General features: G+C 73.2%; 17 protein-coding genes. 2 read left to right on the top strand and 15 right to left on the bottom strand.

What is annotated here, in order from left to right; genetic code table 11:
• Positions 1-13: 13 nt before the first annotated feature.
• From hisH to hisD, 5 genes are all read right to left on the bottom strand, one after another.
• Entirely contained in the window at positions 14-661 is a 648-nt protein-coding gene (gene hisH / locus GXP71_RS04975; protein WP_162351757.1) for an imidazole glycerol phosphate synthase subunit HisH, read from the bottom strand.
• A 63-nt stretch (positions 662-724) separates the two neighbouring features.
• Positions 725-1,477: a hypothetical protein gene (locus GXP71_RS20260; protein ID WP_238402624.1), complete on the bottom strand. Its 753-nt coding sequence runs from the start codon at positions 1,475-1,477 to the stop codon at positions 725-727.
• Positions 1,474-2,094 carry an imidazoleglycerol-phosphate dehydratase HisB gene (gene hisB / locus GXP71_RS04965; protein WP_162351756.1) on the bottom strand — a complete coding sequence of 207 codons (621 nt, stop codon included), beginning with the start codon at positions 2,092-2,094 and terminating at the stop codon, positions 1,474-1,476. Before hisB ends, GXP71_RS20260 begins: the two co-directional genes overlap by 4 nt.
• Complete coding sequence (locus GXP71_RS04960) at positions 2,091-3,233, bottom strand: histidinol-phosphate transaminase (RefSeq protein WP_162351755.1); 1,143 nt, start codon at positions 3,231-3,233, stop codon at positions 2,091-2,093. The genes hisB and GXP71_RS04960 overlap by 4 nt, the downstream gene beginning before the upstream one ends.
• Positions 3,234-3,376: 143 nt before the next feature.
• Positions 3,377-4,699: a histidinol dehydrogenase gene (gene hisD / locus GXP71_RS04955; protein WP_162351754.1), complete on the bottom strand. Its 1,323-nt coding sequence runs from the start codon at positions 4,697-4,699 to the stop codon at positions 3,377-3,379.
• Positions 4,700-4,781: 82 nt separating this feature from the next.
• Here hisD and GXP71_RS04950 point away from each other — a divergent pair, with 82 nt between their 5' ends.
• Positions 4,782-5,000 (top strand): RNA-binding S4 domain-containing protein, encoded by a 219-nt coding sequence (locus GXP71_RS04950; protein ID WP_162351753.1) that lies wholly within the window; start codon positions 4,782-4,784, stop codon positions 4,998-5,000.
• A 61-nt stretch (positions 5,001-5,061) separates the two neighbouring features.
• Positions 5,062-6,285 (top strand): HEAT repeat domain-containing protein, encoded by a 1,224-nt coding sequence (locus GXP71_RS04945; RefSeq protein WP_162351752.1) that lies wholly within the window; start codon positions 5,062-5,064, stop codon positions 6,283-6,285.
• On the opposite strand, the gene GXP71_RS04940 is transcribed toward GXP71_RS04945, so the two are convergent.
• From GXP71_RS04940 to pgeF, 10 genes are all read right to left on the bottom strand, one after another.
• On the bottom strand, positions 6,273-6,773 hold the full coding sequence (locus GXP71_RS04940; RefSeq protein ID WP_162351751.1) for an SRPBCC family protein: 501 nt from the start codon (positions 6,771-6,773) through the stop codon (positions 6,273-6,275). The genes GXP71_RS04945 and GXP71_RS04940 overlap by 13 nt on opposite strands.
• Positions 6,770-7,135, bottom strand: a complete 366-nt coding sequence (locus GXP71_RS04935) for a helix-turn-helix transcriptional regulator (protein ID WP_162354201.1) — start codon at positions 7,133-7,135, stop codon at positions 6,770-6,772. Before GXP71_RS04935 ends, GXP71_RS04940 begins: the two co-directional genes overlap by 4 nt.
• 58 nt (positions 7,136-7,193) lie before the next feature.
• Positions 7,194-10,733 carry a DNA polymerase III subunit alpha gene (gene dnaE, locus GXP71_RS04930; RefSeq protein WP_162351750.1) on the bottom strand — a complete coding sequence of 1,180 codons (3,540 nt, stop codon included), beginning with the start codon at positions 10,731-10,733 and terminating at the stop codon, positions 7,194-7,196.
• A gap of 131 nt (positions 10,734-10,864) precedes the next feature.
• On the bottom strand, positions 10,865-11,803 hold the full coding sequence (locus tag GXP71_RS04925; RefSeq protein ID WP_162351749.1) for an RluA family pseudouridine synthase: 939 nt from the start codon (positions 11,801-11,803) through the stop codon (positions 10,865-10,867).
• On the bottom strand, positions 11,796-12,458 hold the full coding sequence (locus GXP71_RS04920; protein WP_162351748.1) for a signal peptidase II: 663 nt from the start codon (positions 12,456-12,458) through the stop codon (positions 11,796-11,798). The genes GXP71_RS04925 and GXP71_RS04920 overlap by 8 nt, the downstream gene beginning before the upstream one ends.
• Before the next feature lie 20 nt (positions 12,459-12,478).
• Positions 12,479-12,940 (bottom strand): TraR/DksA family transcriptional regulator, encoded by a 462-nt coding sequence (locus GXP71_RS04915; protein WP_162351747.1) that lies wholly within the window; start codon positions 12,938-12,940, stop codon positions 12,479-12,481.
• Between the two features lie 148 nt (positions 12,941-13,088).
• Positions 13,089-13,748 (bottom strand): DivIVA domain-containing protein, encoded by a 660-nt coding sequence (locus GXP71_RS04910; protein ID WP_162351746.1) that lies wholly within the window; start codon positions 13,746-13,748, stop codon positions 13,089-13,091.
• A gap of 154 nt (positions 13,749-13,902) precedes the next feature.
• Positions 13,903-14,193: a YggT family protein gene (locus GXP71_RS04905; protein WP_162351745.1), complete on the bottom strand. Its 291-nt coding sequence runs from the start codon at positions 14,191-14,193 to the stop codon at positions 13,903-13,905.
• A gap of 1 nt (position 14,194) precedes the next feature.
• Entirely contained in the window at positions 14,195-14,680 is a 486-nt protein-coding gene (locus GXP71_RS04900; RefSeq protein WP_162351744.1) for a cell division protein SepF, read from the bottom strand.
• 179 nt (positions 14,681-14,859) lie between these two features.
• Complete coding sequence (gene pgeF, locus GXP71_RS04895; RefSeq protein ID WP_162351743.1) at positions 14,860-15,591, bottom strand: peptidoglycan editing factor PgeF; 732 nt, start codon at positions 15,589-15,591, stop codon at positions 14,860-14,862.
• Positions 15,592-15,606: the final 15 nt, after the last annotated feature.

The raw sequence follows: 15,606 nt of genomic DNA, 5'->3' as shown, positions 1-15,606 counted from the left end.
GGGAGCGCCGGGGTCAGCGCAGCGAGTCGACCCAGTGGGTCAGCAGCTGCGCGCCCGCGTCGCCGGACTTCTCGGGGTGGAACTGCGTCGCGGCGAGCGGGCCGTTCTCGACCGCCGCGACGAACCGGTCGCCGTGCGTGGCCCACGTGACGAGCGGCGCGCTGAACGGCGTCGCGCTCTGCTCCTCGTCGGTCAGCGGGAACGACCGCGCGGCGTAGGAGTGCACGAAGTAGAAGCGCTCGTCCTCGAGGCCGCGGAACAGCGTGCTGCCCGCGGGCGCGTCGATCGTCGCCCAGCCCATGTGCGGCACGACATCGGCCTCGAGCCGGTCGACCACGCCGGGCCACTCGCCCAGCCCGTCGGTGCGGTCTCCGTGCTCGACGCCCTCGGCGAACATGACCTGCATCCCGACGCAGATGCCGAGCACGGGACGCCCGCCCGCGAGCCGCCGGTCGACGACCTGGTCGCCGCCGACCGCGCGCAGCCCGCCCATCACGGCCGCGAACGCACCGACGCCGGGCACGACGAGGCCGTCAGCCTCCGTCGCGGCGTGCTTGTCCGCGGTCAGCTCGACCTGGGCGCCGACGCGCTCGAGCGCGCGCACCGCGGAGCGGACGTTGCCGAAGCCGTAGTCGAGGACGACGACGCGGGGGTTGGACACCGCGTCAGGCTACCCGCCGGTCGTCGCCGAGGCGGGCCGCGGTCGTGCGACGAGACGGACCTCTCACCGGCTCTTGCGGCCCGCCGCGAGCGCACGCATCGCCTGCCAGCGGGACATGCCGACGCTCGACACGACGCCCGGGACCTCGGCGACCTTCGCGTCGCCGAGCAGCAGGTCCTCGAGCACCGACGGCGCGTCCGACAGCACGAGACCCGGCGGCAGGTCAGCGACCCGGGCCCCGCCCGTCCAGCGTCCCGCGGAGATCTGACCCTCGCGGCGCTCGAGCAGGATCACGGGCAGCGTCCGCAGCAGCCGGGAGATCGCCTCCGCACCGGCCGGCCCGCTCGCGGGGTCGCGCAGCACCGCGATCGCGCCGACCGACGACGGCACGACGTCCACGTCGACCTTGGCGAGCGCGCACGCCGCGGCGAGCGGCGCCGGTGCGGCGACCTGCGTCACGACGAGCGCGAGCGACGGGACCTCGGTGCCGCCCGCGGCGAGCGACGACAGGTCGTCCGGCACGACCACCTGAGCGGCGTCGGCGTCGCCGGCCGCGCCCGCGCCGTCCGCCGCGTCCGCAGCGTCCGCGCCGTCCCCCGCGCGCGTGGCGCCCGTCGGCGACGGCTCCTCCGCGTCGCCGGGGAGCGCCGACGCGTCGTCGGGCACGGTCCGGCCCGCGGTGTCGTCGAGCAGCGCCGAGGCGTCGTCCGGGACCGAGGAGCCGCCGGGCCCGTCGAGCAGCGACGACAGGTCGTCGGGGACGACGACGTCGTCCGGCTCGTCGGGCGTGCGGCCGCCGGAGGGCTGGTCGCTCACAGCGCACCCTTCGTCGACGGGATGCCGTCCACGCGCGGGTCGAGCGCGACCGCGAACCGGAGCGCCCGGGCGAGTGCCTTGAACTGCGCCTCGACGATGTGGTGGGGGTCACGGCCCGCGAGCACGCGGACGTGGATGCTGAACGCGGCGTGGTGCGCGATCGACTCGAGCACGTGCCGCGTCAGGGAGCCGGTGAAGTGCCCGCCGATGAGGTGGTACTCCTGCCCCGCGGGCTCGCCGGAGTGCACGAGGTACGGGCGGCCGGACACGTCGACGACGGCCTGCGCGAGCGCCTCGTCGAGCGGCACCGTCGCGTCGCCGTACCGGGAGATGCCGCGCTTGTCGCCGAGCGCCTGACGCAGCGCCTCGCCCAGGGTGATCGCGACGTCCTCGACCGTGTGGTGCGCGTCGATGTGGGTGTCGCCCGTCGCGCGGACGGTGAGGTCGATGAGCGAGTGCTTGCCGAGCGCCGTGAGCATGTGGTCGTAGAACGGCACCGTCGTCGAGATCTCGGTGCGGCCCGTCCCGTCCAGGTCGAGCTCGACGACGACGCTCGACTCGCTCGTCGTGCGCTCGACGCGTGCGGTCCGCGGGGCCGCGGTCGTGCCAGTGCTCACCGGTCCTCCTCGTTGCCGGTCGCGGCCAGTCCCACGACCTGCGTCAGGGCGTCCTTGAACGCCGCCGTCTCCTGCGGGGTGCCGACCGACACCCGCAACCAGCCCTGCGGCCCGACCTCGCGGATGAGGACGCCACGGTCGAGCAGACCCTGCCAGACGGCCCGGCGGTCGTCGAACGTGCCGAACAGGACGAAGTTGGCGTCGGAGTCCGCGACCTGCAGCCCGCGCTCGCGCAGCCAGCCGACGAGGGCGTCGCGCTCGTCGCGCAGCGAGCCCACCTGCGCCATGAGCTCCGGCGCGTGCCGCAGCGCGGCCCGGGCGACCGCCTGCGTGACGGCCGACAGGTGGTAGGGCAGGCGCACGACGCGCAGCGCGTCGACGAACGCGGTCGAGGCCGTCAGGTAGCCGACGCGCGCCCCGGCGAGGCCGAACGCCTTCGACATCGTGCGGCTCACGGCGAGGTGCGGGTGACCGTCGAGCAGCTCGAGCGCGGACGGCGTGCCGCGCCGGCGGAACTCGCCGTACGCCTCGTCGACGACGACGACGCAGCCGCCGGGCACGCGCGCGGCGGCGTCGAGGACCGCGAGCACCGTGGCCGCCGGGAGCGCGGTGCCCGTCGGGTTGTTCGGGCTGGCGAGCAGGACGACCGACGGTGCGTGCTGCTCGATCGCGGTGCGCGCCGCGTCGGGGTCGAGGCTGAAGTCCTCCTCGCGGCGGCCCTCGATCCAGGCCGTCGAGGTGTCGCGCGCGTACTCGGGGTACATCGAGTACGTCGGCGCGAACGACAGCGCCGTGCGTCCCGGACCACCGAAGGCCTGCAGGACGTGCAGCATGATCTCGTTCGACCCGTTGGCCGCCCACACCTGCTCGGGTGCGACCCGCACGCCCGACTCGACCGCGAGGTAGTCCGCGAGGTCCTGGCGGAGGGCGGCGAAGTCGCGGTCCGGGTACCGGTTGAGCGTGCGCGTCGCCTCGGCCACCGCGCGCGCGACGTCCTCGACGACGGCGTCCGACGGCGCGTACGGGTTCTCGTTGACGTTGAGCAGCACGGGCACGTCGAGCTGGGGCGCGCCGTACGGCTCCAGCCCGGCGAGCTCGGGGCGCAGCGGCAGCGCGGGACGGGCGAGGTCGGCGGTCACGCCACCGATTCTAGGGAGCGTCCGCCCACGACCGGCTCAGGCGTCCGCAGGAAGGGGACCACCGCGACCCCACGACGTCCGACCACGGCGACGGCCGACCACCACACGGTGAGCCGGCCGTCGTCGCGCGTGCGGGCAGCGGGTCAGAAGCGCGCGCGGACCGCCTCACCGTGCGCCGGGAGACCCTCGGCGTCGGCGAGGGCGACGATCCGGTCCGCGACCACCGCGAGCGCGTCGGCGTCGTACTCCACGACCTGCACGGCTCGCAGGAATGAGTGCACGCCGAGCCCGCTCGCGAAGTGCGCGCAGCCGCCCGTCGGCAGCACGTGGTTCGAGCCCGCCATGTAGTCGCCGAGCGACACCGGCGAGTACGGCCCGACGAAGATCGCGCCCGCGCTCGTCACGCGGTCCGCGAGCGCGGACGCTCCGACCGCCTGGATCTCGAGGTGCTCGGCGCCGTAGGCGTTGACGACGTCGAGCCCCGCGTCGAGGTCGTCGACCAGGACGATCGCGGACTGCGCGCCGTTGAGCGCGGTCGTCACGCGCTCGCGGTGCCGCGTCGCGTCGACGCGGTCGACGAGCTTCGCCTCGACCGAGCCCGCGAGCTCGACCGACGTCGTGACCAGCACGGCCGCCGCCAGCGGGTCGTGCTCCGCCTGCGAGACGAGGTCGGCCGCGACGTGGTTGGCGTCGGCCGTCCCGTCGGCGAGGATCGCGATCTCCGTCGGGCCCGCCTCCGCGTCGATGCCGACGACGCCGCGCACCAGCCGCTTGGCTGCGGCGACGTACACGTTGCCGGGTCCGGTGATGACGTCGACCGGCTCGCACAGCGTGTCTCCGTCCTCCGCCTGCGAGCCCGCGGCGCCGTACGCGAACATCGCGACCGCCTGCGCGCCGCCGACGGCGTACACCTCGTCCACCCCGAGCAGCGCGCACGTGGCGAGCACCACCGGGTCGGGCAGCCCGCCCTCATCCTGCTGCGGCGGCGACGCGACCGCGAGCGAGCCGACCCCGGCCTCCTGCGCCGCGACGACGTTCATCACGACCGACGACGGGTACACCGCGAGCCCGCCCGGCACGTACAGGCCCACGCGCCGCACCGGGAGCCAGCGCTGGCGGACCGTCGCACCCGGCGCGACCTGGACCGTGAAGTCGTCGGGACGCTGCGCGCCGTGCACCTGACGGACGCGGCGGATCGTCTCCTCGAGCGCGGCCCGCACCTGCGGGTCGAGCCGGTCGACCGCCGCCGTGATCGTCGCGGCGGGGACGCGCACGTGCTGCGGGCGGACGCCGTCGAACCGCTCGGCGAGGTCGCGCAGCTCGGCCGCGCCCCGCTCGCGCACGGCCGCGATGATCGGCGCGACCGCCTCGGCGGCGTGCTCGACGTCGACCTCCGCGCGAGGCAGCTCCTGCAGGAGCTCACGACGGGACAGCACGCGACCGCGCAGGTCGATTCGGGTGATCACGGCCACGAGTCTACGAGCGGACGCCTCCCCTTTCCGTTGCGCCCGGCCCTCGGGCGCCCGCCGCGGCGGGCAGACTGCTGCCATGACGCAGGTGCCCATCGCCGACGACTCGATCCGCCTCGGCCAGTTCCTCAAGCTCGCCGACCTCGCCGAGACGGGCGCGCAGGCGCGCGAGCTCCTCGACGACGGCGCGGTGACCGTCAACGGCGAGCCCGAGTCCCGTCGCGGCCGGCAGCTCGTGCGCGGCGACCGCGTCGACGTGGACCTGCCGACGGGCGTGGTCAGCGCGACGGTCGGGTGACGCGCGCCGGCCTCCCGGCGCGCCCCCTTGTCTCGACCGGGCGGGTGGCGATCCTGGCGAGGTGACGCACGACCTGACCATGCACGAGCTCCTGCGCACGTGGAGCAGGCTGGTGCTCGACGACGTCCCGCTCGGGATGGTGCCCACGAGCGTGGCCCGCGAGGAGGGGACGGTGCTCCGGGCGCCCGCCTCGGAGGACGCCGTCCTGGCGACCGAGGACCGCATCGGGCGGCGCCTCCCGCCGTCGTACCGCGAGTTCCTGCGGATCAGCGACGGCGCGTACGCCGACCTGTTCGGCGCGACGGCCACCGACGCGGACGGGTGGTGGGACGAGTGGCCGTCCGACTCGAGCGTGGTCGGGATCGGCCTTCTCCCGTGCGAGGAGACACGATGGTGGCGCGACGACGATCCCCAGGGTGCCCGGATGTACGCGGACACCGCTGCCGACGCGGACGGGCCTGCGCGGATCGTCACGGACGGCGCCGACATCTGGCCGTGGGCCCCGTTCGCCGACGGCCTCGTCATCGGGCGCGGCTGGTTCCCGGGGACGACCTGCCTGGTCCCGCGTGACGGGGTCGAGGAGTGGGAGGTGTGGCAGATCGTCAAGGAGACGTCGAAGGCCTTCCACTCCTTCCGATCGATGCTCGAGCACGAGGTGGCCATCCGCACACCCGTCACGTCGCTGGCCGAGGCGGAGGAGGTGCTGGCACTCGCGGACGCCGGCAGCCTCGTCGACGGCTTCCGGAGGAGTCGCATCACCGCGCCCGCTGCCGTTCCGCTGCTGACCGCGCGGATCGAGACGCTGCGGTTCCCCCAGCCCGAGGTGCGAAGCCTGGGGCGGATCGCCACCGCCGAGGCGGTCGAGGCCGTCGAGCGTCTGCGTCCGCCCGGCGGCGAGGAGGCGCTGCTGCTCGCGGGGACCGCGCAGGCGGCGGACGTGCTCGCCCGCTGGGGCTGCGCGCACGAGCTGTCGCTGCTCGGCGACCGACGCGCGGTGACGGTCGCGCGACGCGCCCTGGTCGACGGGCTCCCCGGCCCACGCCCGTGGAATCTGGTGACAGCCGTGTACGCGCTGGCCAGGTCGGGCGATCCCGGGTACGCCGCCTTCCTCCGGGACCTCGACACGGACGAGCCGTCGCTCCGCCTCGCGATCGCGTGGGCGCTGGATCGGCTCGGCTCACCCGACGGACTCGCGCGCCTCCGAGCGATGGCGACCGTCGACGGCCCGATGCGGCGGGCTGCCGCGGAACGCGTGCGCCGGATCGAGGCGACTCAGGCGCGGTAGAGGCCGTGGCGCTCGGCGAACAGGTCGTCCCACGGCCGGATCGGCCGGCCGTCGAGGTGGTCGTCGAGCCGGTCGAGCGAGGCGTGCCATCCCCCGCCGTACCCGCGGGCCGCCGCGTCACCGAGGTCGACGTGCTCGAGGACGAGGACCGCACCCGAGCCGACCTCCCCGACCGTCGCCGACACGCGCGTCACCGGCTCGCCCGGGAACGCCCACGTCACCTCGAGGCGGTGCGGCGGTTCGCAGACCAGGACCTCGCCCGTCGCGTTCTGGTCCGCGCCCGGCACGTCCTCCCCCATCCGCAGCTCGTACGCGCCACCGACCCGGAGGTTTCCGTACAGAGGGCCGAGCCAGCGGGCGACGCGGGCCGGCTCCGTCAGGCACGTCCACAGGTCGTCGACGTCCGTCGCGTACCGGCGCTCGAAGCGGACGGTGGTGCCGGCGGGCGTCGCGGTCAGGACGCCGCGCACGTCGGTGCTGTCGCTCATGGGTTCCTCCCCTGGCCGTTGGTGCCGGGCGCGTCGCCCGACGCCAGGCGGCGGGCACGCGTGCCACGTGCGACCTCGGTGGCGAGCGCGTCGAGACGGGGCTCCCAGTAGCGGCGCACGTCGCGCGCCCACCGCTCGACGTCGGCGAGCGGCTCGGGACGCACGGAGTACAGCCGGACCGGGCCCTGCGGGCGCGACTCGACGACGCCCGCCTCGCGCAGGACGCGCAGATGACGGGACGTCGCAGGCTGGCTGATGCCGAACTCCGCGCCGACCGCGTCGGCGAGGTCGCCCGCGCTCCGACCGCCGTCGGCGAGCAGCTCGACGAGCCGCCGCCGCACCGGGTCGCCCAACGCGTCCATCACGTCCACGGAGGCGATGTTTCCATCTTGCGTTATATAACGCAAGGGCTATGTGTCGTCAGGCGGAGAGGCAGCTCGGGCCGAGGAGCGCCTTGAGGTCGCCGAACAGCGACGGCGAACGCTCGACCCGCAACCCGTCGCCCAGGCGCATCACCGTCGCCCGCCCCGGGCTGGTGAGGCGCAGGTGCACCTCCGTGATCCCCGGGTGGGTCGACAGGACCTCGCGCAGGCGCTCGACCAGCGGCTGCGTGCAGCGCGCGACCGCGAGCGAGACGACGACCGGCGCGTCCGCGACCTGCGACACGTCGGGCAGCGACACCTCCATCGCCTGCAGCGACATCGACTCGTCGCGGCGACGCACCCGGCCCTTCACCACCACGACCGCGTCCTCCGCGAGCACCGTCGAGTACGCGAGGTACGTCTCGCCGAAGAACATGATCTCGACGGACCCCTCCATGTCCTCGATCGTGACCGCCGCCCACGGGTTGCCCTGCTTCGACATCTTGCGCTGCAGGGACGTGATGAGCCCCGCGATCACCACGGTGGACCCGTCCGGCCGCGCCTCGTCCGCGAGCAGGGTCGCGATCGACACGTCCGCCGACGCCGCGAGGACGTGCTCGATGCCCGACAGCGGGTGGTCCGACACGTAGAGCCCGAGCATCTCCCGCTCGAACGCGAGGCGCTGCTTCTTGTCCCAGTCGGGCAGGTCGGGGATCGCGACGGCGAAGCCCGGGCCCGCGTCGTCGCCGCCCATCAGGTCGGCGAACAGGTCGAACTGACCCTCCGCCTCCTTGCGCTTGACGCCGATGACGGAGTCGACCGCCTGCTCGTGGACGAGCAGCAGCGCGCGTCGCGGGTGGCCGAGCGAGTCGAACGCGCCCGCCTTGATGAGCGACTCGATGGTCCGCTTGTTGCAGACGACCGCCGGCACCTTCTCGAGGAAGTCGGTGAACGACGTGAACGCGCCCTTCTCCTCGCGGGTCCGCACGATCGCGTCGACGACGTTCGCGCCGACGTTGCGCACCGCGGTGAGGCCGAAGCGGATGTCTGCGCCCACGGCCGTGAAGTTGGCGGCCGACGAGTTCACGTCCGGCGGCAGGACCGTGATGCCCATGTGGCGGCACTCGCCGAGGTACAGGGCCGACTTGTCCTTGTCGTCCTTGACCGACGTGAGCAGCGCGGCCATGTACTCGACCGGGTAGTTCGCCTTGAGGTACGCCGTCCAGTAGGAGATGACGCCGTACGCGGCCGAGTGCGCCTTGTTGAACGCGTAGTCGGAGAACGGCAGCAGGATGTCCCACAGCGTCTGCACCGCGGACATCGAGAAGCCGCGCTCCTGCATGCCGGCCGAGAAGCCCTCGAACTGCTTGTCCAGCTCGGACTTCTTCTTCTTGCCCATCGCGCGGCGCAGGATGTCGGCCTGTCCGAGCGAGTACCCGGCGACGCGCTGCGCGATCGCCATGACCTGCTCCTGGTACACGATCAGGCCGTACGTCGTGCCGAGGATGTCCTCGAGCGGCTCGGCCAGCTCGGGGTGGATCGGCGTGACCTCCTGCGCGCCGTTCTTGCGCAGCGCGTAGTTGGTGTGGGAGTTCGCGCCCATCGGGCCCGGTCGGTACAGCGCACCGACGGCCGAGATGTCCTCGAAGTTGTCGGGGCGCATGAGGCGCAGCAGGGTCCGCATGCCGCCGCCGTCGAGCTGGAACACGCCCAGCGTGTCGCCGCGCCCGAGCATCTCGTACGTCTTGCGGTCCGTGAGCTCGAGCTCCTCGAGCACGACCGGGTCCTTGCCGTTCATCACGATGTTCTCGAGCGCGTCGTCGAGGATCGTGAGGTTGCGCAGCCCGAGGAAGTCCATCTTGATGAGGCCGAGGCCCTCGGACGTCGGGTAGTCGAACTGCGTGATGACGGCGCCGTCCTGCGGCCGCCGCATGATCGGGATGATGTCGATCAGCGGGTCGCTCGACATGATGACGCCCGCGGCGTGCACGCCCCACTGCCGCTTCAGGCCCTCGATGCCCTTCGCGAGCTCGACGACGCGCTGCGCGTCCGGGTCGGTCGCGTGGACCTGACGGAACTCCTCGGCCTCGTGGTACCGCTTGTCCGCCGGGTCGAAGATGCCCGTGAGGCTGATGTCCTTGCCCATGATCGCGGGCGGCATCGCCTTGGTGAGCTTCTCCCCCATCGCGAACGGCATGCCGAGCAGCCGCGCCGAGTCCTTGAGGGCCTGCTTGGCCTTGATGGTGCCGTACGTGACGATCTGCGCGACGCGGTCCTCGCCGTACTTCTCCGTCACGTACCGGATGACCTCGCCGCGACGACGCTCGTCGAAGTCGACGTCGAAGTCGGGCATCGAGACGCGGTCCGGGTTGAGGAACCGCTCGAAGATCAGGCCGTGCTGCAACGGGTCGAGGTCGGTGATCTTCATGGCGTACGCGGCCATCGAGCCCGCGCCCGAGCCACGGCCCGGCCCGACACGGATCCCGTTGTCCTTGGCCCAGTTGATGAAGTCGGCGACCACGAGGAAGTACCCCGGGAAGCCCATCTGCGTGATGACCTCGGTCTCGTACGCGGCCTGCTTGCGCACCTCGTCCGGGATGCCGCCCGGGTACCGGTGGTGCAGGCCCGCCTCGACCTCCTTGACGAACCAGCTCGTCTCGTCCTCGCCCGCCGGGACCGGGTAGTTCGGCATGTAGTTCGCCGAGGTGTTGAACGAGACCTCGCACTGCTCCGCGATCCGCAGCGTGTTGTCGCACGCCTCGGGCAGCTCGGCCCAGATGCGCCGCATCTCCGCGGCCGACTTCACGTAGTAGCCGTCGCCGTCGAACTTGAACCGGTCCGGGTCCGCGAGGGTCGAGCCGGAGTTGATCGCGAGCAGGGCCTCCTGCGACGCGCTGTCCTCCTGCTTCACGTAGTGCAGGTCGTTCGTCGCGACGAGCGGGGCGCCGATCGTCTCCGACAGGCGCAGCAGGTCCTTGAGGACGCGGGTCTCGATCTCGATCCCGTGGTCCATCAGCTCGACGTAGAAGAACTCCTTGCCGAAGATGTCCTGCAGCTCGCCGGCGACGCGCACCGCCTCGTCCCACTGGCCGAGGCGCAGCCGCGTCTGGATCTCCCCCGACGGGCAGCCCGACGTGGCGATGAGCCCCTTGCCGTAGGTCTCCAGCAGGTCGCGGTCCATCCGCGGCCACTTGCCCATCTGTCCCTCGAGCGACGCGAGCGACGACGCGCGGAACAGGTTGTGCAGACCCTCGTTGTTCCGCGCCAGCATCGTCATGTGCGTGTACGCGCCACGCGCGGAGACGTCGTCGGCCTCCTGACCCTGCTGGCCGAACCGCACACGCGTCTGGTCGAACCGGCTCGTGCCCGGCGTGATGTACGCCTCGACGCCGATGATCGGCTTGATCCCGGCCGCCGTACCCTTCGACCAGAAGTCGAACGCACCGAACAGGTACCCGTGGTCCGTGGTCGCGATGGCCGTCTGACCCTGCCGCTCGACCTCCGCGAAGAGGTCGCCGAGCCGGGCCGCACCGTCGAGCATCGAGTACTCGGTGTGCACGTGGAGGTGGACGAAGTCGGAGCCTCCAGCAGATGCCATGCGGGCCATCCTAGGTCGCCCCACCGACAGCTCCGGACGCCCCGCGACCGTGTCGGAGGTGGCGTGCACGACACGCCGGACGCGTCACGGCGGACGCGCCGGCACCCGCCGTACGACGTTCGTGCGGACGGTCAGCGGTAGCCCGCGCCGAGCGTCTCCAGGGCGTGCGCGAGGTCGTCCGGGTAGGTGCTCGTGACCTCGAGCCACTGCCCCGTCCCCGGGTGCTCGAAGCCGAGCCGGACCGCGTGCAGCCACTGCCGCGACAGACCGGTGCGGGCCGCGAGCGTCGGGTCCGCGCCGTACGTCAGGTCCCCGACGCACGGGTGCCGCAGCGCCGCGAAGTGCACGCGGATCTGGTGCGTCCGGCCGGTCTCCAGGTGCACCTCGACGAGCGACGCCGACGGGAGCATCTCGAGGACCTCGTAGTGCGTGACCGACGGCTTGCCGTCCGCGACCACCGCGAACTTCCAGTCCGCCGACGGGTGCCGCCCGATCGGGGCGTCGATCGTGCCGGTCGTCGGCTCGGGGTGGCCCTGGACGAGCGCGTGGTACACCTTCTCGACCGTGCGCTCCTTGAACGCGCGCTTGAGCACCGTGTACGCGTGCTCGCTCTTCGCGACGACCATGAGCCCCGACGTCCCGACGTCGAGACGGTGCACGACACCCTGCCGCTCGGCGGCACCCGACGTCGAGATGCGGTACCCCGCGGCGGCCAGCGCACCGACGACCGTCGGGCCGGTCCAGCCCGGCGAGGGGTGCGCGGCGACGCCCACGGGCTTGTCGACGACCACGACCTCGTCGTCGTCGTGCACGATCCGCATGCCCGGGACCGGCTCGGGCACGACCGCGGGCGCGGGTGGGCCCTGCGGGTCCGGGATCTCGACCTCGAGCCATCCGCCGGCCACGAGCCGGTCCGACTTGCCGACCGTGCGGCCGTCGACACGGACACCACCGGCGGCGGCGATCTCCGCGGCACGTGTCCGCGACAGGCCGAGCATCCGGGACAGCGCGGCGTCGACCCGCTCGCCCGCGAGCCCGTCGGGCACGGGCAGCGCGCGGACCTCAGGCACCGGGTCGCTCCGCCGGGGAGTCCGTCCGGGCGACGGAGCCGCCGTCGTCGGTCGTTCCGCCGCTCGTCGTCCCCGCCTCGGCGGCAGGTGTGTCCTCCGCGGCGTCGTCGACGGGTGCGGCGTCGCTGTCGCGCGTCCCGTCGAGGTGCACCCCGCGGCCCGCGAGCAGGACGATCAGGCCCGCCGCGACGACGATCGCGATGTCGGCGACGTTGCCGACGAACCAGTTCGCGTACGCGATGAAGTCGACGACCTCGCCGCGCGCGAACGCGGGCTCGCGCAGGAAGCGGTCGACGAGGTTGCCCAGCGCACCGCCGAGCAGCAGGCCCAGCGCGACCGCCCACGCGGCCGAGCCGATGCGGCGCGACGCGCGCACGACCACCACGACGACGACCGTCGCGACGACCGTCAGGACCCACGTCATGCCCGTGGCGATCCCCAGCGCGGCACCGGGGTTGAAGACGAGCTGCAGCCCCAGCAGGTCGCCGACCAGCTCGTGCCGGACGCCCTCCTCGAGCGACGCGAGCGCCCACTGCTTCGTGAGCTGGTCGACGAGCAGGACGGCGGCCGCGAGGACGACGAGCGTCGTCACGAGCCGCTGGCGGCGCGCAGGCGTGGTCGCGGACGCGTCAGGTCCGGAGGTCGTGGAAGGCACCGCAGGAGTCTACGGGCGCGTCAGCGACGCTCCTCCCGCTGCTTGCACTCGACGCACAGCGTCGCGCGCGGGAATGCCTGCACCCGCGCCTTGCCGATGGCGCGGCCGCACGACTCGCACGTGCCGAACGTGCCCGCCGAGATCCGGCCGAGCGCGCGCTGCGTCTGCGCGAGCAGGTCCCGCGTGTTGTTGACGAGCGTGAGCTCCTGCTCGCGCTCGAGCGCCGACGAGCCCGAGTCCGCCTGGTCGTCGCCGGCGCCGTCACCGGAGTTCCGCAGCAGGTCGGACAGCTCCGCGTCGGCAGCCGCGAGCTCGCCGGTGAGGCGGTCGATGTCCGAGGTCAGCTCGTCGGCGACCTCCTTGACCTCGGCCGCCGTCCAGGGCGTCTCGCCGTCGCGGACGGGGAACTGCTTCACGCGCTCGTCCAGATCCTTCGTGTCGGCCGCTACGGCGACGTCGCTCAGTGCGTCGTTGATTGCCACGTCCTGGTCCCCCCCAAGTCGTCAAGTCCCGCGACTTTATGCGTGGATACGTCCGGAGACAACACACCACGCCGGGTGAATCCCCGGCGTGGTGTGTCGTGCGAGTACTGCGCTGACCTGTGACGACGCGGCCCGGCGCCGTCCTGGGTCAGATGTTCTGACCGTCCCCGACCGGCTGCACCTGACCGGAGCGCGGCGGCAGCGCGTTGCCACGGTTGTCGAGGTCGCCCAGCAGGTTCTCGAGGTAGCTCTTGAGACGCGTGCGGTAGTCGCGCTCGAACACCCGCAGCTCGTCGATCTTGCGCTCGAGGAGCGAGCGCTCCTGCTCCAGCTGGCCCAGCGTGCGCTGCGACGTCTCCTCCGCCTCGCGGACGATGCGGTTGGCCTGCGTCTTGGCCTCGCCGACGAGGCGGTCGCTCTCCTCCTGGCCGCTGCGCACGTAGTCGTCGTGCAGCTTCTGCGCGAGGGCGAGCATGCCCGTCGCCGACTCGGGCTCGCTCGGACGCTGCGGGGCGACCGGTGCGACGGGGGCGACCACGGGGGCGGGCTGCGGCTTCTGCAGCTCGGGGACCGGCTCGGGCTTCGGCGCGGGAGCGGCCTGCTGCGCGCCGGCACGGCTCAGCTCGGCGATCCGGCGCTCGGCGGCGGCGAGCTTCGTCTTGAGGTCCTCGTTCTCGTTCTGGAGCTCGCGCAGCGTGTTGACGACCTCGTCCAGGAAGTCGTCGACCTCGTCCTGGTCGTACCCCTCGCGGAACTTCGTCGCCTGGAACTTCTTGTTCAGGACGTCGTCTGCGGTCAGCAGTGCCATCGTCGTCACCTCTGTCGGTCGAGCTCGGTCGGGCCGCGGCGGTCGACCGACCGCCTCGGGCCACCGTAGCGGAGATTGCAGCGGGGACACGTCCCTCGACACACGGCTGGACCGGGCGTGGACACGGTCCGTCGGTGGGTCGCGGGGCGCGTGATCATGCGGCCAGGTTGCCCAGGACCGCCATCAGCAGCGAGCATCCGAGGACCAGCACGAAGAACGCCAGGTCGAGCCGGATGGACCCGATCCCGACGGGCGGGAGGACCCGTCGCAGCGCCTTCAGCGGCGGGTCCGTCACCGTGTACGTCGCCTCGGCGATGACGAGCGCCACACCGCGGGGGCGCCAGTCGCGCGCGAAGAACTGGACCCAGTCCAGCACGAGACGCACGAGCAGCAGCAGGAAGAACGCGAGGACGACCAGGTACAGGACGCTGAAGAGCAGGCGCACGTCAGCTCTGGTTGTAGAAGCCGGAGCGTCCGGCCTGCGACTCCGCGGGCGCGGCGTCGCCCGCGACCTCGACGTGCGCGGGCGAGAGCAGGAAGACCTTGCTCGTCACGCGCTCGATCGCACCGTGCAGGCCGAAGATCAGGCCCGCGGAGAAGTCGACGAGACGCTTGGCGTCCGCGTCGTCCATGTCCGTGAGGTTCATGATCACCGGCGTGCCCTCGCGGAACGCCTCACCGATCTTGCGCGCGTCGTTGTACGAGCGCGGGTGGATCGTGGTGATGCGACGCAGGTCGTGCGCGACCGGCGCCGGCGCGGGCGCCGGGGCGGGCGTGCGCGGCACCGGGCGGTGCAGCGGCGTGACCTGTGCCTCGTACTCGTGCTCCACGGCGACGTCCCCTCCGTCGAGGTCCTCGAGGTACTCCTCGTGCTCGGACCGGTCGTCGGCCAGACCGAGGTACAGCATCGTCTTGCGCAGCGCTCCGGCCATCGCCTGTGGCTCCCTCCCCGGATCTCTCCGGCCTTCCCGGTCCCGCCGACCGGCACCGGCGACACCGGTACCGGGAGCGACGGGCTCCCTCCGACGGTCACGCTAGCAACGGGCCCGCGGACCGCCACCGCGACACGCCCGCGACGCGCCGGACTCGCCCGATCGGGTCGCGTCGCTGGTCAGCCCGGAGCGCGCACGACCCCCGCGAGCCGGCCCGTCGTGCCGTCGCGGCGGAAGGAGAAGAGGTCGGGGCCGGTGAACGTGTCGCGCTCGACACGCTGCACCGCCCGCACGCCGGCGCGGCGCAGCACCGCCGCGACACCGGCGGGCAGGTCGAGCGCAGGCGTGCCCCACGCCGTCGTCGCGGACGTCTCCGGGACCGCGGCGGCCACCTCGTCGCGCAGGTCGGCGGGCACCTCGTAGGACGCGCCCGCGATGCACGGACCGACCGCGGCGCGCACGCGCTCCCGATCGGCGCCCGCGAGGGCGAGCGCGTCGACGGCCGCCTGCACGACGCCCGCGACCAGCCCCCGCCGCCCGGCGTGCACCGCGGCGACCAGTCCGGCCTCCGCGTCGGCGAGCAGCACCGGCACGCAGTCCGCGACGAGCACGCCGACCGCGACGCCCGGGGCGACGCCGACGATCGCGTCGACCTCGCCGACCGACCTGAGCGGGTCGTCGTCCTCGGCCGGGGCACGCACGACCGCGACCTCCCGACCGTGCACCTGCGTGCCGTACGCCACCGGTGCGCCGACCCAGCGCGCGACGCGGCGCCGGTTCTCCGCCACGGCCGACGGGTCGTCGGCGACGCCCGCACCGAGGTTGAGCGCGTCGTACGGCGCACGGCTCACGCCGCCGGCCCGCGTCGTGAACCCGGCCCGGACGCCCGGGCCGAGGTCCACGGCCAGCACGGCCAGCTCGCCCGG

This window comes from Cellulomonas sp. H30R-01 (genome assembly GCF_010119915.1).
In the GTDB taxonomy this organism is placed as follows: domain Bacteria; phylum Actinomycetota; class Actinomycetes; order Actinomycetales; family Cellulomonadaceae; genus Cellulomonas; species Cellulomonas algicola.
Note: the sequence above shows the minus strand (reverse complement) of the source record. Positions and strands in the feature narration are given on the sequence as shown.